This is a genomic window from Paenibacillus sp. FSL R5-0744 (assembly GCF_037972555.1).
GTDB lineage: Bacteria > Bacillota > Bacilli > Paenibacillales > Paenibacillaceae > Paenibacillus_AQ.
The window spans coordinates 2,364,995-2,387,665 of record NZ_CP150228.1 but is presented as its reverse complement, the minus strand read 5'-3'; the positions used below and the strand labels follow the sequence as shown (position 1 = coordinate 2,387,665).

The 22,671-nt window shown below is 44.2% G+C and carries 23 protein-coding genes and 1 riboswitch; of the genes, 6 read left to right on the top strand and 17 right to left on the bottom strand.

Features of this window, described 5'->3' with window-relative positions:
- Positions 1-2 precede the first annotated feature (2 nt).
- The 8 genes from MKY19_RS10235 to MKY19_RS10200 all read right to left on the bottom strand — a co-directional run bounded on the left by MKY19_RS10235 (position 3) and on the right by MKY19_RS10200 (position 8,584).
- On the bottom strand, positions 3-1,175 hold the full coding sequence (locus tag MKY19_RS10235) for a serine hydrolase domain-containing protein (protein ID WP_339802450.1): 1,173 nt from the start codon (positions 1,173-1,175) through the stop codon (positions 3-5).
- A 298-nt stretch (positions 1,176-1,473) separates the two neighbouring features.
- Positions 1,474-2,322 (bottom strand): DUF6612 family protein, encoded by an 849-nt coding sequence (locus MKY19_RS10230; protein ID WP_339802447.1) that lies wholly within the window; start codon positions 2,320-2,322, stop codon positions 1,474-1,476.
- A 117-nt stretch (positions 2,323-2,439) separates the two neighbouring features.
- Positions 2,440-2,531: riboswitch (cyclic di-GMP riboswitch) on the bottom strand.
- A 206-nt stretch (positions 2,532-2,737) separates the two neighbouring features.
- The gene (locus tag MKY19_RS10225; protein WP_339802444.1) at positions 2,738-3,538 is read right to left on the bottom strand and encodes a Cof-type HAD-IIB family hydrolase; all 801 of its coding nucleotides are present in this window, start codon (positions 3,536-3,538) and stop codon (positions 2,738-2,740) included.
- Between the two features lie 270 nt (positions 3,539-3,808).
- Positions 3,809-4,573 carry a pseudouridine synthase gene (locus tag MKY19_RS10220; RefSeq protein ID WP_076283161.1) on the bottom strand — a complete coding sequence of 255 codons (765 nt, stop codon included), beginning with the start codon at positions 4,571-4,573 and terminating at the stop codon, positions 3,809-3,811.
- Positions 4,574-4,575: 2 nt separating this feature from the next.
- Positions 4,576-6,102 (bottom strand): RsmB/NOP family class I SAM-dependent RNA methyltransferase, encoded by a 1,527-nt coding sequence (locus tag MKY19_RS10215; protein ID WP_339802439.1) that lies wholly within the window; start codon positions 6,100-6,102, stop codon positions 4,576-4,578.
- A gap of 102 nt (positions 6,103-6,204) precedes the next feature.
- The gene (locus MKY19_RS10210; protein ID WP_094872292.1) at positions 6,205-6,657 is read right to left on the bottom strand and encodes a DUF309 domain-containing protein; all 453 of its coding nucleotides are present in this window, start codon (positions 6,655-6,657) and stop codon (positions 6,205-6,207) included.
- Complete coding sequence (locus tag MKY19_RS10205; protein ID WP_042126350.1) at positions 6,647-7,459, bottom strand: GTP pyrophosphokinase family protein; 813 nt, start codon at positions 7,457-7,459, stop codon at positions 6,647-6,649. The genes MKY19_RS10210 and MKY19_RS10205 overlap by 11 nt, the downstream gene beginning before the upstream one ends.
- A 30-nt stretch (positions 7,460-7,489) precedes the next feature.
- Positions 7,490-8,584: a quinone-dependent dihydroorotate dehydrogenase gene (locus tag MKY19_RS10200; protein WP_076298537.1), complete on the bottom strand. Its 1,095-nt coding sequence runs from the start codon at positions 8,582-8,584 to the stop codon at positions 7,490-7,492.
- 211 nt (positions 8,585-8,795) lie between these two features.
- On the opposite strand from MKY19_RS10200, the gene MKY19_RS10195 reads away from it, so the two are divergent.
- Entirely contained in the window at positions 8,796-8,933 is a 138-nt protein-coding gene (locus MKY19_RS10195) for a hypothetical protein (RefSeq protein ID WP_167348489.1), read from the top strand.
- Here MKY19_RS10195 and MKY19_RS10190 read toward each other — a convergent pair.
- The 3 genes from MKY19_RS10190 to MKY19_RS10180 form a co-directional block, all read right to left on the bottom strand.
- Positions 8,930-10,363: a L,D-transpeptidase gene (locus tag MKY19_RS10190; protein WP_339802434.1), complete on the bottom strand. Its 1,434-nt coding sequence runs from the start codon at positions 10,361-10,363 to the stop codon at positions 8,930-8,932. The genes MKY19_RS10195 and MKY19_RS10190 overlap by 4 nt on opposite strands.
- A gap of 134 nt (positions 10,364-10,497) precedes the next feature.
- A complete protein-coding gene (locus MKY19_RS10185) occupies positions 10,498-10,740 on the bottom strand; it encodes a ferredoxin (protein WP_042186857.1) in 243 nt (80 codons plus the stop codon).
- 150 nt (positions 10,741-10,890) lie between these two features.
- Positions 10,891-12,183, bottom strand: coding sequence for a DNA polymerase IV (locus tag MKY19_RS10180; RefSeq protein WP_339271587.1), 1,293 nt, complete (start codon positions 12,181-12,183; stop codon positions 10,891-10,893).
- A gap of 218 nt (positions 12,184-12,401) precedes the next feature.
- Here MKY19_RS10180 and cimA point away from each other — a divergent pair, with 218 nt between their 5' ends.
- Positions 12,402-14,021 (top strand): citramalate synthase, encoded by a 1,620-nt coding sequence (gene cimA, locus MKY19_RS10175; RefSeq protein ID WP_339802431.1) that lies wholly within the window; start codon positions 12,402-12,404, stop codon positions 14,019-14,021.
- Positions 14,022-14,117: 96 nt separating this feature from the next.
- Here cimA and MKY19_RS10170 read toward each other — a convergent pair whose 3' ends face one another.
- A complete protein-coding gene (locus MKY19_RS10170; RefSeq protein WP_339802428.1) occupies positions 14,118-14,681 on the bottom strand; it encodes a TlpA disulfide reductase family protein in 564 nt (187 codons plus the stop codon).
- Between the two features lie 150 nt (positions 14,682-14,831).
- Between MKY19_RS10170 and MKY19_RS10165 the strand changes: the two genes are divergently transcribed.
- A complete protein-coding gene (locus tag MKY19_RS10165) occupies positions 14,832-15,308 on the top strand; it encodes a M67 family metallopeptidase (RefSeq protein ID WP_076298540.1) in 477 nt (158 codons plus the stop codon).
- Here the strand turns inward: MKY19_RS10165 and MKY19_RS10160 are convergent.
- The 3 genes from MKY19_RS10160 to MKY19_RS10150 are packed head-to-tail and all read right to left on the bottom strand — an operon-like array spanning position 15,290 to position 18,543.
- Complete coding sequence (locus MKY19_RS10160; protein ID WP_339802424.1) at positions 15,290-16,039, bottom strand: exonuclease domain-containing protein; 750 nt, start codon at positions 16,037-16,039, stop codon at positions 15,290-15,292. The genes MKY19_RS10165 and MKY19_RS10160 overlap by 19 nt on opposite strands.
- A complete protein-coding gene (locus MKY19_RS10155) occupies positions 16,036-17,109 on the bottom strand; it encodes a DUF294 nucleotidyltransferase-like domain-containing protein (RefSeq protein ID WP_339804258.1) in 1,074 nt (357 codons plus the stop codon). Before MKY19_RS10155 ends, MKY19_RS10160 begins: the two co-directional genes overlap by 4 nt.
- 39 nt (positions 17,110-17,148) lie before the next feature.
- Entirely contained in the window at positions 17,149-18,543 is a 1,395-nt protein-coding gene (locus MKY19_RS10150; RefSeq protein ID WP_042186849.1) for an ammonium transporter, read from the bottom strand.
- A 545-nt stretch (positions 18,544-19,088) separates the two neighbouring features.
- Between MKY19_RS10150 and MKY19_RS10145 the strand changes: the two genes are divergently transcribed.
- Together MKY19_RS10145 and MKY19_RS10140 are read left to right on the top strand one after the other, a co-directional pair.
- Entirely contained in the window at positions 19,089-19,523 is a 435-nt protein-coding gene (locus MKY19_RS10145) for a MerR family transcriptional regulator (RefSeq protein WP_042186848.1), read from the top strand.
- A 35-nt stretch (positions 19,524-19,558) separates the two neighbouring features.
- Complete coding sequence (locus MKY19_RS10140; protein WP_042186846.1) at positions 19,559-20,230, top strand: zinc metallopeptidase; 672 nt, start codon at positions 19,559-19,561, stop codon at positions 20,228-20,230.
- Between the two features lie 35 nt (positions 20,231-20,265).
- Here MKY19_RS10140 and MKY19_RS10135 read toward each other — a convergent pair whose 3' ends face one another.
- The gene (locus MKY19_RS10135) at positions 20,266-21,180 is read right to left on the bottom strand and encodes a LysR family transcriptional regulator (protein ID WP_042186843.1); all 915 of its coding nucleotides are present in this window, start codon (positions 21,178-21,180) and stop codon (positions 20,266-20,268) included.
- A 4-nt stretch (positions 21,181-21,184) separates the two neighbouring features.
- Positions 21,185-21,820, bottom strand: a complete 636-nt coding sequence (locus tag MKY19_RS10130) for a rhomboid family intramembrane serine protease (protein WP_076283402.1) — start codon at positions 21,818-21,820, stop codon at positions 21,185-21,187.
- Between the two features lie 116 nt (positions 21,821-21,936).
- Between MKY19_RS10130 and tpx the strand changes: the two genes are divergently transcribed.
- Positions 21,937-22,455 (top strand): thiol peroxidase, encoded by a 519-nt coding sequence (gene tpx, locus MKY19_RS10125; RefSeq protein ID WP_042186841.1) that lies wholly within the window; start codon positions 21,937-21,939, stop codon positions 22,453-22,455.
- The last annotated feature ends 216 nt before the right edge of the window (positions 22,456-22,671 follow it).

Sequence of the window (22,671 nt, the reverse complement as noted above, 5' to 3'; positions counted from 1 at the left end):
TCTTATTCGAGTCCGGACCAGATCACATTGTTTGTACCGAAAATCCCTCTACCGTCCCATATATTTTTATGAAAAGGGATATACCAAACGGCAATCAGCTTTTCTACCGGATCAACGACCAAAGAACAAGACCCCCATCCTTCGTGAAAAAAAGTGCCTTCAGAATAAGATGTACTTTCATTATATCGAAGGTCTGGCCCAAGACCGTATGGTCTATCCGCTCCTCCATCTCCCCATGCGTAGTTTGGAAGTTTTTCAGAATTGAACCGCTTGGTCATTCTCTGAACAGCCATCCGACTTAAGATATGACCACCTTCGTATTCCCCATGGTTAAGCAGCATGATTCCGAACTTTTGTAGATCATTAACGGTTGAATACAGTCCCCCACCAGTTCCGGGAGTCTTGATTTCTTCCTCAGAACTTTGTTCTTCATCCGTAATTTCCCCGTTTTGCAGCTTCAGAAGATATTCCTTGGCTTCTTCCGAACGAATAGCGATCCTACCAGCTTTCTCAGGCGGTATATCAAAGAAAGTATCTGTCATGCCTAACGGTTTTACAATGTTGTCCATTATGTAATCTTCTGCAAAAACACCTGTTATTTTCTCGATAATTGCACCAAGAACCACGTATCCGAACGAGGAATACATCCATTGAGTCCCTACCGGAAAACGAATGCCATAGGAAAGTCCAGCTTTAATCCAGTTTTCTTTTCCAAGCTCTGATTCATAAATATACCACCATGCACTTTTATAGTAGGTATCACTTATAGTGCCATGATCAGGTGCGATGCCGGAGGTATGCGTCAGTAAATGAGCAATTGTAATCGGCTTAAAAGGATCGGCATCAAACTCCGGAAGAATAGAACTAACTGGCTGCCCCATAAAAATTTTCCCATCATCTGCCAGCTGCCAGATCGCTGTTGCCGTAAACAGCTTAGTAATAGAAGCGATTCGAAAAATTGTATCCGTTTTTAATTCTTGGTCGCTATCTTCTTCGTAACTGAAGCGTCCCCCCGCTCCATTAGCAAATATTCTTCCATAACGACTAAGAGAATAAATATAGCCATCGGCTACTTTCTTATTACAGAGATCCTCATAAAAATGATTAAGTGCCTCTAAACGGTCCTCCCTGTAATTCGCTTCATTCAGCTTGCTTAGCTCTGTGGATGATAACATTATTCGCACTCCCCCTATCATTCATTAAAAAAAAGTTATTCTCAAAAATGTAAATTTACACCTATCCTATAATACCTTTTCAATATAATAGTTACAATATGATACTTCATACACTATTAAATTAATTCAGATTATTAACCACATAAATAGCATGTACTAAAATCCTAATAATTGGTAGGTCGATTTTATATTTATTTATTTTTTACATATCTCACTTCCAGTTGGCTGCTGTTATGAATTGAGCAAAAAGCGCTGTTCTACTGAACAGCGCTTTTTGCTCAAGATGAAATTGCTCTTTTTATTCTAGTTCGGCCGGTTTTACAATAGCTGTACCTTTGTTATTCTTGGAATACTTAGCTTCGATTTTCGTGTTGTATGTATCCTTTTCTCCATCACTTATCAGCACATAACTCAGATCGACTGTCAGCTTTTCCGTCTGCCAGGTCTTAGTATTGACGAATAATTTCCACGTTACGCTTTTGGGTTGAACTGTCTCACCATCCCAGAGGTTCTCCTGGTCATAGAGTTTGATTATTCCCTTAGCTGCTGTCGGATCGGTTACCGTGAACTGCAGGACGGTCTGAGCACCGACAGTGCTAACTTTCATAGATTTTTTATAATTTTTTACCGAATCAAGCATGGAAACAGGATCGTATTGACCTTTAGAATAAAAAGAATCCCACTCCATCTTCTCCAGTCCAATCCAATACTGCGCATCAGGATCGATTGGCTCACCGTCATCGTCGTAACCTTCATCTTCAGATTCATCGATCAGTTCACTTCCGTCTACAAGATAGTAAAACTCCTTGTCATTGGCATATAGACTGTACGATGTTTCTAAAAGACTACTATCAACGGTGCCAGCTGCAGCAAAATTCGGCAGTCGATTAATATCCAGCTTCAGTGTGTTAGTGTTGCTGATACGTACCCCACCGCTCTGAATATCCTGTTTTTTGATCACATCTAAGTGAAAATTCTTTATTGCTTTAGAGGCTGCCGTTACTTTGCTAATCATTTGATCCGCGGTTACTGCTGTTGTGGTAGCGGCAGACACGACTTCAGGATTAGACATCCATCCGATCGTTCCGGACAGCAATAAAGCACCTACTGCCAAACTAGTGCCTATTGTTTTGAAAAAACTGTTCATGTACTTCCCCTTTCGGCCCCTTGCGATAATGTAACGCCGTATAGGTCGAAATAATAAAAGAGCTCAAAATTGACTACATATTCTTAGAGCTATCCTTTATGCTTCATAAGACATCCCTATGGCGGCCTGGCGATCATTTCCTTCTGTAGAAAGGCTTTAGACCCATGGCTTTGTGTCATCATCTTTCGATGATTTTACCTTTAACGCGGACATTCAATTAGTTTTAATTAGCTTACGGACGCATGTCCCACCGCTAATTTTATCATGGTTATAATTACCTGTAAACGACTTATCTTCCATTTCAATTTATCTATCGATTTACTCGTATCCTTATGTCAACGTAAAAAAAGCATAAAACTGGACTCCAGTCCGCTTTATGCTTTGCATCTAAAATTATTTTACAGGATCAAAAAGATTAGGATAAACAATATTTAACCAGCGCATCACGCACACCATGCTCATTGTTCGAACCCGTAACAGCATTCGCTGCCGCTTTTACCTCTACAGGAGAATTATTCATCGCCACGCCCATCCCCGCATAGGTAAGCATAGAAATATCATTAAAATAATTACCGATCGAGAGGACTTCTTCTTGCGGAATTCCCAGCTTCACAGCGAGATTTCTTAATGCGTTGCCCTTAGAAGATTCGGAATGCATCAAATCAACGAAAAATTCACCACTCCGCAAAATATTGTACTCAGGAGCCCAAGTACGCCATTCACGTTCAGCTTCGTCAAGGATTTCTGGCTGTGTAAATACAGTAAACTTAACAACCGGTTCACGGAAATCTTCCCAGGCTGGTAGCGTCGCTGGCACAATACGGAAGTGCTCATACATATAATTAGCTTCTTTAGTCAGATTCTCTACATTATCAACATACATATCAAAAGCAGTATTCACATCATAATGAATATTGTGCTTACGGCAATAGTCAATATAGGGGTCAAGACCACGTGCATCCATACCATATTGATGCAGCACTTCTCGATCTTCCACTCGTACCGTCGCTGCTCCATTGTGACCAAGCACGTAACCAGTCAGCCCCATTTCCTCCATGAAAGGAATCGAGTTCTGTGGACTGCGTCCCGTACACAATACGATTTGACCGCCAAGACGTGTAACCTCAGCAATAGCTTCCTTATTCTCAGAGCTTAAGTGGTGATCATCATTTAATAGCGTACCGTCCACATCTAGTGCAATCAGTTTGTATCTCATACTCCACCATCCTTGTCTTTCTTTTTCTATATTTATTGAACTTGAGGCTTTTTGTGTTAAGTGTCAGTCGCAACTACGGTGAATGTTTGGACTTCCAGCCGCTGTTGTTTCCAGATTTCTTAATTTATACCGTTTAATAGCGGATGAAATCCGGAAACAAAGGTGGTCGCTATCGCTCTTACAGGTCCAAAATTCCCCTCCGTCTCTCCCTTCTCTTATCCCAAGTTTCCAAATTCAATTTATATATCAATTTATATATCATTTTCTCTACTATCCTTCTGACCCATCTGCGCCTAAGAGTGCCAGTTCCTCTAACGTCAGTTCCCGACAAGCTCCCAGCGGCAGACTTTCATCCAGCTTCAATTCTCCCATAGATACACGTTTCAGAAAAGTGACTTTTTTGCCTACCGCCTGAAACATACGCTTCACCTGATGAAATTTTCCCTCAGTGATGATAAGTGAAATATGGGAAATCACTTTGCTGCCGCGCTCTCTTCCAAGAATGGTTAAGTGTGCAGGTAAAGTAACGTAGCCATCTTCCAGCTCCACCCCTGCTGCAAAAGCCGCGACATCATCCGCGCCTACATCGCCCTCGATGGTTGCCTCGTACGTTTTCGGGACATGCTTACGTGGCGACAGCAATTCATGGGCAAGCTTCCCATCATTAGTGATCAGCAGCAGTCCCACAGTATCCTTATCTAGCCTTCCTACAGGAAACGGTTCAAACTGTGCATATTCGTGCTTTAAAAGATCCAAAACCGTCCGATCCCGCTTGTCCTCCGTAGCTGACAGGACACCCGGGGGTTTGTTCATCATAAGATATATGAATTCACGGTAGGTAACAACCTCTCCCCCTACCTCTATTTTATCGGCATAAGGATCCACATGGAACCCACTATCTTTTACCACTGTCCCGTTCACCAATATTAAGCCTTGTTTAGCTTGTTTACGGATATCACTGCGCGACCCCACTCCAATATGGGACAACACTTTATCTAATCGTTGTTTTTTGGCGGGCTTACCTGATTGGCTCATTGTTACATCCACCTCCAGCCTGCGGGATATTCGTTCTTGAGTATGCCATCCTGCCACTTACCCCAGCCTGCGCTGTAGCCATCAATGCAGACCAAAACGTATCCCTTTTGGGCACTTCCTATTCTAATAGAGAGACGTTCTTGAGAAATCGACAACGTCTCTCCTTTAAGATAGGAAATAGCTTCATGATTCGTACTGGAGAGTGAGACACTTCGGCAGCTTTCTTCCGGATGCAAAGCTGTAGCCATTGGATGCCCTGGAATAAATCTTCCGTTACGGATTTGTCCTACATACCATCCCGGGCGGATCGTCTTTAATCCATTTAGTCTTTCCTTAGGAAGTGGAGAAATGTACAGATGATCACCGAACAGAACCGGATATCCTTGCGGTTCCCAACCAAGCTGATCTCGCACAAAATTTCCATACGCAGTCAAAGCTTGCTCGTCACCTGAAACTTGCCGACCACGGTCAGCGCCACCAGTAGATTTGTGAGAGGGTTTCCCTTCTTTCCCCCGTCTTCCTTCTGATTTATTGGATGATTTAACGTGTGCTGCACTTTTTGGAGTAGTAGTTCTTGCTCTTGCAGATTCGTTTAACTTGACCTCTAAGTGATCACGTTCCTCCATTGAGCGCTTAGTTCCCCCATGTTGCAATACAGCCATGAAATGTCCTTCGCCTTTCACCTTATGCGGCCACAGTCTTGCTGTACCTGAGAGTTCTCCGAAGCCAGGAGCGAATGAGCCTGTACCTCCTACCGCTACCACTGAGAACTGTGGATGTTCAGAAATAAACTCCGCTATAATTTCCTCATTTTCTTCTGTAGCAAAGGTACAGGTGGAATAGACAAGTGTACCTCCCGGTGCCAATGCTGTTGCACCAGAACGTAAAATATCCCGCTGCATGGAAGCATATTTGGCAGGTGTACCTGAATCCCACTGCTTCACCATGTCTTCATCTTTACGGAACATCCCTTCACCAGAGCAGGGAGCATCAATCAAGATCTTGTCAAAAAAAAGCGGGAATGCAGCCGCGATATGATCTGGACTTTCGTTCAGTACAATACCATTACGAACCCCATACAGCTCCAGATTTTTAGCTAGAGCTTTAGTCCGTTCTGGATGAAGATCATTACTAACCAGCAATCCTTCACCTAACAGCTTGGCTGAAATCTGTGTAGATTTCCCCCCAGGGGCGGCACATAAATCAAGTACACGATCACCTGGTTCAATATTAAGCAATTCCACAGGTGCCATCGCACTCGGCTCTTGAATGTAATATAAACCTGCGTGGTAGTGAGGATGTTTACCAGGTCTAGCCCCATTCTCTGTATAAAATCCTGTCGGACACCAAGGAATGGGTTCCAGTCCTAAAGTAGAAAGAGCCTTTAAGCTCTCCACGGAAATCTTCAAGGTGTTAACACGGACGCCTCCGTATGGGGTTTCCTTGTAAGAATCCGCAAATTGATTATAATCTGTTCCCAGCATGTCCATCATACGCTCGCTGAAAGAACTGGGCAATTGTGCCGCCATGATGCCGTCCTCCTGATAGTATTGCAAAAATTTAGGTGTTTAAAGATTCAAGGAACACCCCTACGGGTGTCCCTTATACAATACTCATATATAGAGGATCTTTTACTTACGATGAAAGGATGTCGGTCTCTGAGGACCACGTCGTTGAGGGTTATTCGGTGTGATAGCTACAGCTGCATTCTCCACTTGGTCCGCTAGACTCGGATCAATAATCTCTATGGTTAGATCGTAATAAGAAAATGGCCGCTCATCATATGATGCTAAGCGCCGAACATAATCTTTCACTTCCTCCACGAGTTTCGCCAGATTAATACCGAGTGTCGCTGCTGGATATTCTTCCAGTTTGGCAGAAGCACCACTCAGCATAATAGCTGCACCGCGCACATTCTGATTGCGAAAATGGTATAACCCTACCGCTACTTGGAGAAGTGCTTTGTACAAAGGATCTCGTTCCTGGGCAAGCCACAGTTCTTCGAGTACCTCGTGACATTCGAAATAATCCCTGTCACGATTAAAGTACACTAGGTATTCCAAGTACAATGGTTCATAAGCCATCCGGCAAACTATCCTTTTTAGCTGCGGAAAGAAGTCCCCGCACATGATCTAGAAGTTCCTTCATCGCTTCCATATCCTGAACCTGCCATATTTCGTTAAAGCGAGCCTGCGTATCTATAGCCTCATTCACCAAGTGATAGAAATACAATTGATGAATGGCCTTGAGAATCTGAGTGGTCATATTCGAGTTTTCCTCGAATGTCTTCTGTGCTTCCAGAATCTCTTCCCGAATACTGGACATTTCACTGTCGAGGATCGATGCTGCTTCAGCTGCCGTCTTTAGTCGAACACGCATTTCATCGGGTAGACTCTCCCGATATTTATAGTTCAGGGAATGCTCTATGGTAGCCCAGAAATTCATAGCTAGCGTACGAATTTGGATCTCCGCGAGCACAATTTTCTGGCCAAGCGCTGTTTGCACAGGATATTTAATAATCATATGGAAGCTGCGGTAGCCGCTCTCTTTATAATTAGTGATGTAATCCTTCTCATAGAGTACTTCAAGATCCTTACGGGCCCGGATATATTCGGCCACTCTGCGGATATCCTCCACGAATTGGCACATGATCCGAATTCCTGCAATGTCTTCAATCCCCGTCTCCAGATCTTCCATCTTCACATTCAGCCGTTTAGCCTTTTCCAGAATGCTTGACAGCCGCTTTACACGCCCCGTTACGAATTCTATCGGCGTGTATTCCTCTCTTTTCTTCAACTCCGAACGCATTGTTTTGAATTTAACTTTCAATTCTTCCACAGTCTGTTCATATGGAAGCAAAAAAGTTCCCCAGTCCCTGCCGTCCATCGCCTTCGTCCTCCTGTCCTTTCGTCTCCTTCAGTGATGATCAGCGCCCACTGCTTCAGAGATATGACTGAATCCATCCCGCCGTAATAGCTGCCGTAATCCGGCATGCAATTTGCGGTTAACCTCCGGTCCTTCGTAGATGAGAGCTGTATAAATTTCGACCAGACTCGCACCTGCTCTTATCTTGTCATACGCATCCTGACTGGTGAAAATGCCGCCTGATCCTATGATCGGCATCTTTCCTTCCGTCTGGCGATAAATACTGCGAATGATCTCCGTTGAGCGGTCCCGCAGCGGTTTGCCGCTTAAGCCCCCCGTCTCATTAGCCTTTTCATGACTAAGTCCATCACGGTTCAATGTAGTATTCGTAGCAATAATACCATCCATACCAGCTTCTGTCAGTGTCTGAACCATAAACTCCAGCTCTTCATCACTTACGTCTGGTGCTATCTTAACCAACAAGCTTTTGGTAATCCCGGTCGCTTTACGCTGAATCTCCATTTCTTCCTTCACTTGAGCCAGCAGGAACGATAATTCACTGCCATGCTGGAGATTGCGAAGACCAGGTGTATTCGGCGAGCTAATATTGACCACAAAAAAATCACCGTACGGATAAAGCGTACGGATGCACTGACGATAGTCTTCATGAGCCGCTTCATTACTAGTTATCTTATTCCGGCCAATATTAACTGCTATAGGAATTCTCCGATTCTTTATTTTCTTCAGACGCTGTGCCATAGCATCAGCCCCTTCATTATTGAAGCCCATTCGATTAATCAGCGCTTCATCCGAAGGAAGACGGAACAAACGAGGGCTATCATTACCTGGTTGACCCTTAGGGGTAACCGTGCCCACTTCCATAAATCCAAACCCGATCGAAGAGAATCCGACTACCGCATCGGCATTTTTATCTAAACCTGCAGCAAGTCCAACTGGCGTCGGGAAATGCGTGCCAAACAGATCAACCGCTAAATCCGCCGTTTCAGGAACTCCGTACATTAAACGTAGCGCCGCGCTTCCACCTGGCACTGATGACGATTTATCCAATCCACCTATGACGAGATGGTGAGCCTTCTCGGGATCAATCTTGAAAAAAATTGGTTTACCAAAATTACGATACAACACCGTTCTCGCTCCTTAAGGGGTACTTCACTAATCCACGTGTCTACCCGTTTCTGTAGGTTTCTTCTTAATTTTAGCCTTTTCTTGAACAAAAGAAAAGTATTTTACAGTGCGAGTATATTGAGTACATAACGCAGAGTATAGTAATTTTGTTGTAAACGCATTACAATATAGGTGTAATCAGCGATTAAGAGAGAAAGAAGGTATGCCCAGTATGTCTACTAAACGTAAACCACCAACTTTGCAGCAAAAGAAAGAAGAAGTTAACCGTAAAGCGCTAATGTGGATTGGCGTCAGTTTAACTTTACTAATTCTTCTAATCATCGTTCTGTTTATCGTTGCAGGAAACTAATTCAGCCAGTGGTATACTTTGTGGGGGTTGGTCTGATCATGCTTAGCAGTAGAGCTGAAGCGTTTAGCCGGCACAAGCTGCTTTTCAGGCAGAACCCCTTTACTAATCACTACTGTTGTACCTTTAGGAATCAGCGCGAAGAGCTCCTCCACATCTTCTCGGCCCATTCGAATACATCCAAGGGATTCATCCTTACCAACACTGTCAGGCTCATTCGTACCATGAATAGCATAATTACTGTCCGAAAGCTGAAGCCCTCTGCTGCCGAAATCCCCATCATCTCGACCATTTGGATTGACGACTTTATCTGTAATCACGAAATTCCCCTCTGGTGTCTTATCTCCGCCAAGTCCTACCGCATAATTTCGTAAAATAATAGAACCGCTGACTACCGCCAACCGATGATTTTGTTTATCCACAACGACCCTCAGCGGCTGATCAAAAAAAGGAACGTCACTCGCAACACTTCCACTCACACTTAATGCTGTCGGTATAGTCCTCACACCATCGTTTGATGAGCTTGAAGGCTCCGCTATGTCTTCTGTTCCCGATGCCATCTTGTTCTTAGCCACCGCTTTAAGAGGGCTGAATTCCCGCTTCATGACGGTTGTCGTCCCACCTATCCAGTTCTCAGGAAAAGATCCCGTCAAATCCGCTAATGTATCTGGAAGCTTCCCTTTAGCATCTTGATAAGCCCGAATTGCACTCCATAGTGTGGCATGCTCCTCTTGGTCACCCTGCCATTCTGCTCCATCCTTGGCGAGTTGCCCTTGCTCTGGCGGCTCACATGCACATTCCTTAGGATCGTAAGACTGATATACCAGCCGCCCCTTTCCATTCTTTTGCAATGTGAAATTTAGCGGAAGCTTTTCTTTCCAGAGCAGCCATTTCCCCTCTCGCTCCATCCCTAACGCAGCAGCTTCAAAAGGTTCTTTACGCATTAGCATTTTCGCCATTAACTTTCCTTGTGAAACCTCAGTTGCATTTTCTTGCGCTGTATACATCACTTTTTTCGCCTCAATAACTGGCTCTTGGACGGAGTCTTTTGGATCTGGCAGATCTTTGACTTCTGGAGCTGCCGTGTCTTGAAGGACTTCTTGTTCTTCAGTAACACCAATACCCGGAGCCACTGCTGAAGGTACCATTAACAGTATAAGAAGCATTAGCGCCAGTGATATGTATCTCAATCTTTGTTGGCCGCGCTCACGCTGGCGACTCGCTTGCAGCAATCCATCTTCGTATTCGCGCAGCATTTCAGCAGGTACCTTACTATGCTCGAAAGCCTCATACACTTCACCAGCCTGATTGAAGCAATAATTAGCTTTTCCATGTTGACCGTTCTTATAGTATTCCTTTCCCAGCAAGTACCATGCCATTTTGTTATCTGGGTGCATCTGTACATATGCTTTGAGGTGCTGTGAGTTCTTCATCGGAACCTCCGAGAGTTTATAATTCCTACTTTATTAATATCGGTCAGACACAGCAAAAAAGACATCCCTAGCCGAACAAAATGTTCGCAGAAGATGTCTTTATCTGGTGTCGCACGTTACTCTTTATCGAGTAATTAACCTTCTTTGTTAAAAGGTTCGTCCGCAATTTTAATGGAGTCGGTTGGGCAACCATCACAGGAATCTTGGAGATCATCAAACAAATCGTCCGGAATTGCTGTCACACCGCAGTTTCTGTCATTTTCGTAAATAACTTCTGCCAAACCTTCATCATCGTAATCAAAAATATCAGGAGCCGTTGCGCCACATGCACCACAAGCGATACAAGTGTCTTTTTCGACCCAAGTGTACTTAGCCATTTTTTTCTCTGCCTCCCGTTAAGCAATGCTGCGCTGTTGAACCAGCGTCTTATTTTTCTCATATTAATATAAAAAGAATACAATTTCAATTGATTTTCAATACGTTTGCATTTCTGACGCATTCTATAGTATCAATTTCGACACGTTTTATCAATCTTTATCTGACTCAACAGACAACAGATTATCCTTTTGCAGTGAGGTGCCTCGCTCCTTATGATTACGGAGCCTTGCAGAATGGGTGTCACTTAACATTCCAGCGGTCAAAACTGCATTTTCACCAAACTTATTGCGAAGCATATCCATAGCCTTGGTCAGTGACTCTTTCTTAGGCTGCTGTTCGTAATCGAACAAATCCAGCTGAATTGCAGAATCCTCTTTAGCGATCAATCCTTGCAAGGTCACACCAAGCAGTCGAACGGGCTTCTCACCATTCCAATGTCGAACATAAAGATCACAGACAGACTTGTAGATATCTTCTCCACTCTCTGAAGGCGCCTCAAGCTGCCGGGAACGAGTAATGGTCTTCATATCCGGTGTCCGAATGGTAAGCTGCACACCTGAAGCCACAAGCCCTTGCTTTCGCAAGCGCCGCGCTACCTGATCACTTAGATTCAGCAAAATGGGGCGTACCTCAGCCAGGCCAATAACATCCCGCGGCAGTGTAGTGGTGTGTCCGATCGACTTACTTTGCTCTCGCTCAGGATTTACTATCCCATGATCGATGCCGTTCCCTGCACGCTTTAGCCATGAGCCCATAACTCCAAAATTCTCAACCAGCATTTTCTCATCAGACGCCGCTAATTGACCAATGCTGTAAATTCCCAGCTTACGGAGCTTCTCTGCCGTTTTTCCACCGATACCGAACATTTCATTACATGGCTTATCCCATAAAATCTTAGGTACATCCCGCAGCCGCAGCACCGAAATACCATTTGGCTTTTTTAAATCCGAAGCCATCTTCGCCAGGAGCTTATTTGGAGCAATACCAATGGAGCATGGCAAGCCCAATTCTTCCATTATACGGCGCTGAATAGTTTCCGCAATTTCCATAGGCGTACCGAATTGCCTGGAGCCAGTTATATCTAAGTAACATTCATCTATCGACACTGCTTCCAGTAATGGTGTATAGCTATAAGCAATCTGCATAAACGCATTAGAATATTTGCGGTATAAATGGAAGTCCGGCTTAATAACGATAAGCGATGGACAAATACGTAGCGCCTTCTGAACCTGCATACCCGTCGAGATCCCCAATCTGCGGGCGACATACGAACAAGTAACAATAATCCCTTTCCGTAATTCAACGCTACCCGCAACCGCAGTAGCCTTACCTCTGAATTGGTCAGGATCCTCTGCCTCATGTACCGAGCAATAAAAAGCATTCATATCCACATGCAGGATAACCCTGCCAGTCGTTGGATAATACTGATCAACATTCTGCACAATATCTACCTTCTTATCCTCAGGGTCTCTATTGTCCAATTTAGAATACCTCTCCGCTGCGGTTAGGTCAACTTAAGAGGCTGTAAAGTTCTTTGTTACATTCCCGCGTAAAAATGCTATAATGTATAAATTCATTTCCCTTGCCAATGCTTCCGATGTGAGTTTTGCACGAAGTGAATCCGGAAGACGAAGCTTACAAAACTTTTAGGAGGACACTCATGTCTAAGTCCATCTCCATCTTCGATACTACATTACGCGACGGCACCCAAGGTGAAGGCATCAGTCTGTCGGCTGACGACAAGCTGAAGATTGCCAAGAAGCTCGATGATCTGGGTGTGCACTATATTGAAGGTGGCATCCCGGGAAGCAACAATAAAGACATTGAATTTTTTAAAAGAGTCAAGGAGCTTCATCTGAACGCCAAAATCACAGCGTTCGGCAGCACACGGCGGAAGAATTCCTTGGCCGAAAACGATGACAATTTAAAACGTATGATTGATGCAGGAGTTCCTGCTGCTACACTCGTCGGAAAATCTTGGGATTTTCATGTACACACTGCATTACAGACTACGCTTGAGGAGAATCTCGCCATGATTGGCGACTCCATATCCTACTTGAAACGCAAAGGCCTTGAAGTGATTTTTGATGCCGAGCATTTCTTTGATGGATACAAGAACAATCCTGAATATGCAGCAGCCGTTCTGTCCAAAGCCCAGGAAGCCGGAGCAGATTGGCTTGTAATGTGCGATACCAACGGTGGAACATTGCCTTTTGAAATTCATGAGATTGTTACCGCTCTGGCTGGGCAGCTACCTGGAGCAAATCTCGGAATTCACACTCACAATGACTGTGAGCTAGCGGTAGCTAATACACTTAGCGCCATCGGTGCTGGAGCACGGCAAGTTCAAGGTACCATTAATGGTTACGGCGAACGATGCGGCAATGCCAACTTATGTTCCATCATCCCTACCCTTCAGCTCAAAATGGGATACCACTGTATTCCTGGTGATTCTTTACCGCAGCTTACGAACACAGCACGCTATATTAGTGAAGTTGCCAATGTTAATCTGCCGGTAAATCAACCTTATGTCGGAAATGCAGCTTTCGCACACAAAGGTGGAATCCATGTCTCCGCCATCATGCGTGATTCACGGACCTATGAGCACATCGCTCCTGAGCTTGTCGGGAATAAACAACGTGTACTGGTCTCTGAACTGGCTGGACAGAGCAATGTGCTCTCCAAGGCGCAAGATATGGGTTTGAATTTGGATCCAAGCAGCGAGCAAGCTCGCCGGGTGATCGAGAAGATCAAAACGATGGAGCATCAAGGATATCAATTCGAAGGTGCCGATGCCTCGCTGGAGCTACTGCTTCGGGAAGCTACTGGCGAGATGAATGAAACCTTTACCTTTGAATCCTTCAAGATGTTAGTCGAAAAAACCGCAGAGCATCCAGTTGTATCTGAAGCCTTCGTTAAACTGAAGGTTGGCAATGAGAACCTTTATACCGCTGCTGAAGGTAACGGTCCAGTCAATGCTCTCGACAACGCTCTTCGTAAAGCGCTGCAGACCTACTTCCCGCAATTGAAGGAAATGCATCTATCCGACTATAAAGTCCGTGTTATAGATGAACAGGATCAGACTGCTGCGAAAGTACGGGTATTGATTGAATCCAAGAACTTCACAGACACTTGGAGTACGGTAGGCGTCTCCAGTAACGTTATTGAAGCCAGCTGGGAAGCGCTTGTTGACAGTATGCGCTACGCACTTCTGAATCAACTCTCGCTGGAAAATAAACAGTCTGGAAGTACTGAACCTAGAGGCCTGGTAAATCATTAATTCATACCTTTCATAAGCATTCATATGACGAAGAACCCCCTTCAACAGTTTAACTGTAATGAAGGGGGCCTTTTATAATTCTTTGGTGTAGATCCTTTATGATTCGGTAAGCTTGATAATTTTTTTCTCCAGCTCTTCCGGACTAAGAATGCCCAGAATAATCTCTGAGATCACTCCATTTTTGTCAATAAGCACGTTGGTAGGAAATACTGCCCCGTTATATTTGCTGTACACCTCATCTTTCACATCAAACATAACCGGGAACACAAGACCGTATTTCTTAATAAAACGTTCTGCATTGGGTCTATAATCCTGACTACTCACATTAATACCATAAATATCTAGAACATCCTTATACTTAGTGGCCATAGTGTTAAGCTCCGGAGCTTCCTCCTTGCAGGGATCACACCATGAAGCCCAGAAATTAACGAGGACTGCCTTCTCTCGCGGCCCGTCAACTACATATGTAGTCCCATCCGTTCCTTGGAGTGAAAATGAGGGAGCGAGCAGTCCAGCCTTAGGTCCTATTTTCATTGGCGGCTCATCTTGTTGTCCAAAAACAGCCGTAGCCTTCGGCTCACGATTATGCCACACCGCAAACACAGCTACACATACAATAAGAATCACTATCGTGATATTCAATTTATTTACTGCTTTCATAGGGATCTGTTCCTTTTCGAATGGAATAGTTTTCTACTATTGTACCCTCATTAACTTCAATTTCAAACCATCCATTTTTTAGACAAAAAGAAAAATAAAAAGAGGGTATCGTCAGCGACGAAACCCTAATGAAGAGAGAGGGGTGAACAAATGGCAGCATTACAGGGAAATGTCCAGCCTATAAGACTGAAATATTCCGTACAGCAAGCGCTGGGGAAGCACTTGCTGTCCAGTTACCCGCATGAAGCATGCGGAGTCCTGCTGGGTGCTGCCGCAGCGGGTGGCATGCTCATCGATACTTACGTACCTATGCGCAACGTAGCGCCAGACCCGCTGCACACATTTACTCCCCACCCTGAAGAGTGGATTCATGTTCTTTACAATGAGCCGACACTCATCGGTTTATTTCATTCCCACCCAAATTCAGAACCTATACCTTCGGTTGCCGATTATAAAGGATTAACAGCACTTGGACCTGAATTTAAGGTCTACCTTATTGGTTCTCCCAGAACTGAAGATGGCTGCTCTCCATTTCTGAATGGATTTTATATTGAGCGGTATTCAAATGAACAAGGAACAGCTTTCCCTGAACTCTCTCATGCCCCGCTTCACGTTCTACTTAAATAAGCATATAAATCGCCTAAGGTATCTACTTGGCCCCGCTCCGAAATTTCGCGAAGATAAGCCACCCACAGCCGGGCTGTCATTTTGGCATCCTCTAATGCATTGTGACGTCCATGAATCGGAATTCCATGGACAAATAACAGTTCATCGAGTGTATAGTTATTTCGCTGCGGCTCGAGCCAACGTGCAAGCATCATCGTGTCCAGCACCCGGTGTGTAAGCTGAACTTTAGAAGTTCTCCATAGCGCGGCATTGAGAAAAGCTTTATCATGCGAGCTTGCATGTGCCACTAGCACATTTTGCCCCACAAAGGACATGAAATTATGAAGGCCATCAATTAAGGATGGGGCGGATCCAGTCATCTCTTCCGTTATCCCTGTTAACCTCGTAATATCTTCTGGAATTGCCGTCTGACAATTCACCAAGGTGTAAAAGCATTCATCTTCCTTAATTTCCTCTCCAACAACCTTAATTGCACCAAACGACATAATTTCATCTCCATGCTGATGAGAAAATCCCGTCGTCTCTAAATCAAATATAACCGTCTCCAGTTCAGACAGCGGAGTACGCAGCACCTCAGGACGACGCTTCTCACGCATGAGAGATCGGATGTAGGCCATTTGCTGCGCAGTCTGATGGGCAGTTTCTCCCCCTCTCATCGAAGCGATTGCCGACGGCATTCCACCTTGTCTCAGGTTGTTCCAGAATCCTCCATTCTTGCTTGGCTCCCTCATGTTCGCCACCTTTCCGCTGAGCGGAGCTGACGCTGCAACGCCCGATGAAGGCGTCTAACAAGCAGCAGACTTTCACGCAGCTCAGACAACAGCTGCTTATTCTTCAGTTCACTCTCAGCAATATAATCACTGCTGATTAACAAGCCATTCTGGACACTAAATGGCGTGTTCACTCGCATCCGCATCGCCAATAAGAAAGCTCGCCGAATATCATCCAGATGTTGATATTTGTGAAGTCTTTCAAGCTCTTCAATTCGCTCTAAGGTCGAGCTAGCTCTAATATGATGCAATAACGATAAGCGTCTAACAATGTTCACTACCGGGATATAGACTCCATACTTAATGTCAAATCCACCTGCATAATCCCCAAAGCGCTCTGTTAACACCTGTCCCAGCAGATTTAAAGTCGCTTTATGGCGGACTGTATTGCGAAGAACAGCCACAGACAACTCCTCATTGTCAATAAAACCCTCATAGAAAGCCTCTTGCCACAATGCTGATAACTCCGTACTTCCCGCAACATGACGCATATCTGAAGAAATGATAAGATACCGAATTGGCTCCCATTCCAGCTGGGTTCTCCATTCCTTCAGCTGCTCCTTCCATTCCGATAACGTCTTCCTCCACATCCCTTGGGAGCACATTACCTTGCCTGCACATTTCTCATATCCCACTTCTTCAAGCAGATCGGATAACATCATTCCAAAAAAATCAAAGTATCTATTCTTCTCCCCATCCGGTTCACCCTCAACGATCAAACCATTATCCTGATCGCTCCACAGTGTAGCTTCTTGCCTTCCACTACTGCCAAACACAATAAATGAATAAGCACAGGGAGGCGGGCCATAGCCCGCCTCTTTCATCTGCGCCTCACATATTAGTACTGCAGTCTCTGCAATAAGATCATGCATTGTATTCACACGAAACATCCATTCCTCAATCGGAATTACATTCAACTGTTCCAGTAGAATACTTTGGCAGGCAATTCGCCTCTCCCTAAGTTCCTGTGGCGAACCGGCTAAAACGATGGTCCTAAAGCTTTCTTCATCATACCCGTCTGTTAACTCCATCGAAGCCACACGGTCCGCCTCCCTATCTGAGGATTCATATTATTGTTTAAGGGTTTTGGATTCCGATTCTGCAATTAATTTCATTTGTTCAGGGTATCCGTAAGTACCATGCTCACTGATATCCAGACCCATCAATTCTTCTTCTTCCGTAACACGAAGTCCTGTTGTTACCTTCATTACATATAAGATAATGAATGAAAGCACGGCTACGAAAGCAAATGTTCCTACTACCCCAAGCACTTGAACACCCAGCTGGTGGAAACCTCCACCGTAGAACAATCCGGCTTCCCCTACCAAAGCACCTTTAGTAATAAGATCCGGTGCAGCGAATAGACCCGTGGAAACCGCGCCCCACATTCCCGCAATACCATGTACCGAGAAAGCATAGATTGGATCATCAAGTCCTGCACGTTCCAGCCATTGGGAAGTCATGAATGTGAACGCACCCGCTACTAAACCAATAATGATTGCTGCCCATGGTTCAACGTAAGCACATGCACCAGTGATCGCAACCAATGCAGCTAGAACACCATTCAGCATTGCTGGAATATCAGATTTACCAAAATACAACCAAGAAGCAATTAATGCCGCCAAACCGCCTGCTGCTGCTGCGATATTCGTGGTTAATGCTACGTGACCGAAGAAACCTCCCATTGGGGACAAAGCACTACCTGGATTGAATCCGAACCAACCAAACCAGAGGATAATCACACCGAGTACAGTAAATACTTGGTTATGACCTGGAATAATAACAGGTTTACCTTCTTTATTAAACTTACCAAGTCGTGGCTTAAGCAATATGGTTGCTACTACCGCTGCAGTGGCACCAGTAAGATGGACAACCGTAGAACCTGCATAATCTTGCATTCCCAGCTCAGCCAACCAGCCGCCGCCCCATACCCAGTGTGCTACGACAGGATAAATTACAATTGAGAATAAAATTCCGAATATAATGTACACACTGATCTTTGCACGTTCTGCCATGCCTCCAGATACGATAGCTAAGGAAACTGCTGCAAACGCCATTTGGAACAAGAATTTAACATTTAAAGTAACATCAGAAAATGCAAGTGATTCAAATGAAGATGCTGTTGAATCTCCGCCATACAAGAAGCCTGTGGTACCGAAGAAGCCGTTACCGTTACCGAAGCCAAGTCCAAAGCCAACGGCCCAGAAACATACACTCGCAATGGCTAGTGTCAGTACCGTCTTACCGGCTACGTGACCTGCATTCTTCATTCGAACTGATCCTGCTTCAAGCATCGCGAACCCTGCTTGCATAAAGAAAACTAAGATGAATGCCAGGAAGGTAAACGCGGTATCCAATCCGACCTGCAAATCTGCATTTGTTGGACCGTCCGCCGCAAAAGCACTTACCGGATAAACCATCAGCGTAATCATGGCCAGTAACATCATCAACCATTTCTTTTTCATTTTACCCCACTCCCCAATGTTATATTTTCTAACAAAGCGTGAAACTCTTAATGTCATTATAATCAGAAGTCAGGTAAATTGACAAGACTATTTTTGGTAATGTTTTTATTTTATTTTCACCAAACTCACAAATTCTCCATAGTACACTTGGACTATCTCAGTATTTTAGGCCCATACAGCTATGAATTCATTGAAATAACTACGTGAAGATCCGCTCTAATATTACTTTTTTATCGAATTATCCTTATTGATTCCCCAATAAACATAACATTAAATGTAATGTTTATAGTTAGGATTTATTAATGAGCACAATCGGTTCAAATTTGATATCACATGGAGTTTGAGTGTATTGTATATAAACAACGCATTTCATTTCATGAATTAACCTCTCTTTAATGCATATACTTTATGAAAGTATGACGTTTGACTGTATGGTTTCCAGTTTGTTATCATTACAGATAGCATAATAGAAACCACCAATATAGGAGACGACTATCCTTTATGGACAGTCGAATTCGATTAGTGAGGCGAGGTAGCATGGGGATATGATTCTATATCGAATTGGAGAATTAGCTAAGGCTGCTCACATCAGTGAGCGCACCATTGATTATTACACGAAATTGGGGTTAATCTCCCCAGAGTCAAGAAGCACCAAAAATTACCGACTTTACAGTCATGAAACCTTGGTCGACTTAGAACGTATTAATCAATTAAAGCATGACAAGTATTCATTGGAAGAAATCAAATCCATGATGAGCAAATGGAGCGAGGCTACTCCTGAAACTGACGTATCCGATAAATTAGTCGAGCTTGAGCAGCATATGCAACGACTAGAACGTGAAGTAAAGGCACTTGAACCCATTATAAGCGGTCTGAAGCCGGGACAGGCCAGACGCGCGCTCTCTAACTTACTCCCACAAGGAGTGGCCTGCATGGAGGCGATTCGGCTTCTATTGCTTACGCAAGGACCGCCAATGTAAATACCATATTTACAATACAGTGGAGGAATGCAGCTATGGGAATGTATCTATTAGTAATTATCGCTTTTATTTTTTCATTATGGGCCCAGTTCAGAGTTAAAGGGACATTCAGCAAATGGTCCAAGGTGGCCAACTTAAACGGTCTGACAGGATATGAAGCAGCTAGACGCATGCTCGATGCAAATGGACTTCACGATGTTCCGATTGAGCCTGTAAGAGGTACGCTTTCTGACCACTATGATCCGATTCACAGAGTTGTACGCTTATCAGAGCCTGTTTATTATGAGAGTTCTATCGCAGCAGTCTCAGTCGCTTGTCACGAAGTGGGTCACGCCATTCAGCATAAAGTAAGTTATCCTATGTTAACACTACGTCACCGGATGTTCCCAGTAGTTAATTTTGCATCAGGTATAGCACCATTCATGCTTATGGCAGGATTTATATTCGGTTACTTTAATCTTGTAGGCCTTGGTATCATTTTCTTCTCGGCCGCTGTTGCCTTCCAGCTTGTGACACTCCCAGTTGAGTTCAATGCCAGCAATCGGGCACGTCAAGTCATGGTAGAGCAAGGCTACATTCGTAACGAAGAGGAACGCGGAGTAGCCAAAGTCCTAAACGCAGCTGCATTAACGTACGTTGCCGCCGCGCTAGTCTCCTTACTCGAACTGCTTCGTTTGATTACTGTCTTTTTAGGTAACCGCGACTAATACAAAAATACAGCACAAAAAGAAACCCCGGAAGGCTAAGAGCCAACCGGGGTATTATTTTGCCTCGCTTTAAAATAGGATATCAAAAAAGTCCGAAACGAACGTGCAACCAGCGGCAACTTACTATCTGTTCGGTAGATCAAACCAACCGTCCTCGTCACAGCAGGCTCCACAACCCTTACCTGAGCTGGCTGGAGAGGATTCGTCTGATAGAACGCCATCTCCGGCAGAAGGCTTACACCCATCCCTGCCGCCACTAAACCACGTATGGTATCAGTCTCCCCACCTTCGAATGCAATCTGTGGTTGAAATCCCGCCTGCAAGCACGCTTGCCAAACGATCGGTCTCAAAGAATAACCTTGACTGAATAGAACAAACTTTTCATTCTGAAGCTGTTCCAGTCGGATCTCAGATTCTCCTGCCAGCTGATGATTCTGAGGAAGTATTGCAAATAACTCTTCAGTCATAACAATATCTCCAGAGACATGCTCATCATTTTCCGGAAAAGGCGAAATAAATGTTAAATCCACCTCTCCAGATAATACGTCCTTTATCAGCGAAGGGTAAGAGCCCTGCTTAAAGCGAAACTTAACATGGGGATAGTGCTGGCGGAATTCTGCAACGATAGTCGGGATAAGATGCGTTCCAAGACTGTGAGGAAACCCTATACGAATCTCTCCACGTTCCGGATCTAGAAATTCATGCACTTCATTTACCGAATGTTCCAATTCCTTAAGAATACTATCCACCCGCTTGCAAAAGAGCTGTCCAACTGGCGTAAGCTGCAAATTACGCCCTTTTTGCATGAACAAGTCAACCCCAAGCTCTTGCTCCAATTGATGAATCTGACGGCTTACCGCAGACTGCGCTACATGAAGTTCCTCCGCCGCTCTTGTTACATGTTCTTTTTGGGCTACCTTTAGAAAATATTGCAGCTGTCTTAGCTCCACTCCATCATCGCCCCTGTCTTAGGCTTTTTTTAAATATACGAATAATAAGTCCATATAGGAAAAAGCCAGAAACCAAGCCTCCGATATGCGCAACCCAATTCACATTTGGTGTTGCAAACGACATAATGATCCCAATTACGAGCAAACCGTATAATGTCTTTCGCGAGCCTTCGTCCATCATCGCCCGTTGAATAACAGCAATGTATAAAAATGCGCCATAGACGGCGTAGATTGCTCCAGAAGCACCTACCGAGACCGTACCTACCTCTAATACTGAGCGACTGCTGATTGCAATCGTTAGAAAATTCGCAAGAACTCCACCTACCACATAAAGAAGTGCATATCGCCACCAACCAAGCAGGCGCTCCAGAGGCGGTGCAAATACCAGTAGAGCGAAGCTATTAAAGAATAGATGGGAAAACCCATTATGTAAAAAAATAGCCGCCACATAACGCCACAGTTCCTCTTTATACGGGCTAACATCAACTATAGCACCAAAATCAACAAGTGTTTGTATATTGGTGGATCCACCATTGAACGCCATGAGCATAAACATAATCACATTAGCTACAATGAGAAGACATGTTACCGGGTAATACCGGAGATAACTTTTCCAATTTTCATACCGAATAAATATCATTACACCCATCCCTTTACATTTATATCTTGCTCTGTTGGACATCTCCCTGTAAATAAGATTATAATTTATTGTGGCAGTAAGAGCCAATATTACAATTCGAGGAGGAAAACAAGGATATGACGCAAGAAAGAACAGGCGTAGCTACTTTCAAAAGCAGCCCCATCACTCTCGTAGGACCCAAGCTTACAGCTGGTGATCCCGCTCCTGATTTTGTTCTAAGTAAGAATCTACTGGAAGAAGTGTCTCTTAGTGATTATGCCGGTAAAATCAAGCTGATCAGTGTTGTACCTTCTCTAGATACTGGTGTATGTGATGCACAGACCCGCCGGTTCAATAGCGAAGCTGCAGAGCTAGGTGACGATGTAGTTATCCTCACGGTAAGTATGGACCTACCATTTGCTCAAGCCCGCTGGTGTGGCGCTGCAGGGATCGATCGCGTAATCACTCTATCCGATCACAAAGCAGCCTCATTCGGACAAGCTTATGGCGTACTAATCAAAGAATTCCGGTTAGATATGCGTTCTATTTTTGTACTAGACAAGAACAACACACTCACCTATGTTGAATATTTGAGTGAAATGACTGAGCACCCTAATTACGAAGATGCTATAGCTGCTGTGAAGAGTTTGCTCTAATTCTCTAGAACAGTAAGTTAGCGGCCATTTTCGACAATACTTACTTATCACTGCAAGCATAAATGCCTTTGTCGTCCTTATAAGGACGACAAAGTGTTTATGCGAGAAATATAAGACATAAAGTATAGGTGTAGAACTTATACTTTCTTATATTTTGAAAAAAGCGGAAGAAGGTCCATCCTTCTCCCGCTTTTTTTGTAATAGAAAGATTTATCG

What these genes read in the sequence shown, in the direction of transcription:
- MKY19_RS10205 (WP_042126350.1), bottom strand. Translation starts at nt 7,459, where the DNA reads ATGGACGGCAGGGACTGGGGAACTTTTTTGCTTCCATATGAACAGACT.
- MKY19_RS10215 (WP_339802439.1), bottom strand. Translation starts at nt 6,102, where the DNA reads ATGGCGGCACAATTGCCCAGTTCTTTCAGCGAGCGTATGATGGACATG.
- MKY19_RS10165 (WP_076298540.1), top strand. Translation starts at nt 14,832, where the DNA reads ATGGCAGCATTACAGGGAAATGTCCAGCCTATAAGACTGAAATATTCC.
- MKY19_RS10150 (WP_042186849.1), bottom strand. Translation starts at nt 18,543, where the DNA reads ATGAAAAAGAAATGGTTGATGATGTTACTGGCCATGATTACGCTGATG.
- tpx (WP_042186841.1), top strand. Translation starts at nt 21,937, where the DNA reads ATGACGCAAGAAAGAACAGGCGTAGCTACTTTCAAAAGCAGCCCCATC.
- MKY19_RS10190 (WP_339802434.1), bottom strand. Translation starts at nt 10,363, where the DNA reads ATGAAGAACTCACAGCACCTCAAAGCATATGTACAGATGCACCCAGAT.
- MKY19_RS10130 (WP_076283402.1), bottom strand. Translation starts at nt 21,820, where the DNA reads ATGATATTTATTCGGTATGAAAATTGGAAAAGTTATCTCCGGTATTAC.
- MKY19_RS10220 (WP_076283161.1), bottom strand. Translation starts at nt 4,573, where the DNA reads ATGAGCCAATCAGGTAAGCCCGCCAAAAAACAACGATTAGATAAAGTG.
- MKY19_RS10230 (WP_339802447.1), bottom strand. Translation starts at nt 2,322, where the DNA reads ATGAACAGTTTTTTCAAAACAATAGGCACTAGTTTGGCAGTAGGTGCT.
- cimA (WP_339802431.1), top strand. Translation starts at nt 12,402, where the DNA reads ATGTCTAAGTCCATCTCCATCTTCGATACTACATTACGCGACGGCACC.
- MKY19_RS10235 (WP_339802450.1), bottom strand. Translation starts at nt 1,175, where the DNA reads ATGTTATCATCCACAGAGCTAAGCAAGCTGAATGAAGCGAATTACAGG.
- MKY19_RS10155 (WP_339804258.1), bottom strand. Translation starts at nt 17,109, where the DNA reads ATGGAGTTAACAGACGGGTATGATGAAGAAAGCTTTAGGACCATCGTT.
- MKY19_RS10225 (WP_339802444.1), bottom strand. Translation starts at nt 3,538, where the DNA reads ATGAGATACAAACTGATTGCACTAGATGTGGACGGTACGCTATTAAAT.
- MKY19_RS10160 (WP_339802424.1), bottom strand. Translation starts at nt 16,039, where the DNA reads ATGAGGGAGCCAAGCAAGAATGGAGGATTCTGGAACAACCTGAGACAA.
- MKY19_RS10210 (WP_094872292.1), bottom strand. Translation starts at nt 6,657, where the DNA reads ATGGCTTATGAACCATTGTACTTGGAATACCTAGTGTACTTTAATCGT.
- MKY19_RS10185 (WP_042186857.1), bottom strand. Translation starts at nt 10,740, where the DNA reads ATGGCTAAGTACACTTGGGTCGAAAAAGACACTTGTATCGCTTGTGGT.
- MKY19_RS10140 (WP_042186846.1), top strand. Translation starts at nt 19,559, where the DNA reads ATGGGAATGTATCTATTAGTAATTATCGCTTTTATTTTTTCATTATGG.
- MKY19_RS10195 (WP_167348489.1), top strand. Translation starts at nt 8,796, where the DNA reads ATGTCTACTAAACGTAAACCACCAACTTTGCAGCAAAAGAAAGAAGAA.
- MKY19_RS10145 (WP_042186848.1), top strand. Translation starts at nt 19,089, where the DNA reads ATGATTCTATATCGAATTGGAGAATTAGCTAAGGCTGCTCACATCAGT.
- MKY19_RS10170 (WP_339802428.1), bottom strand. Translation starts at nt 14,681, where the DNA reads ATGAAAGCAGTAAATAAATTGAATATCACGATAGTGATTCTTATTGTA.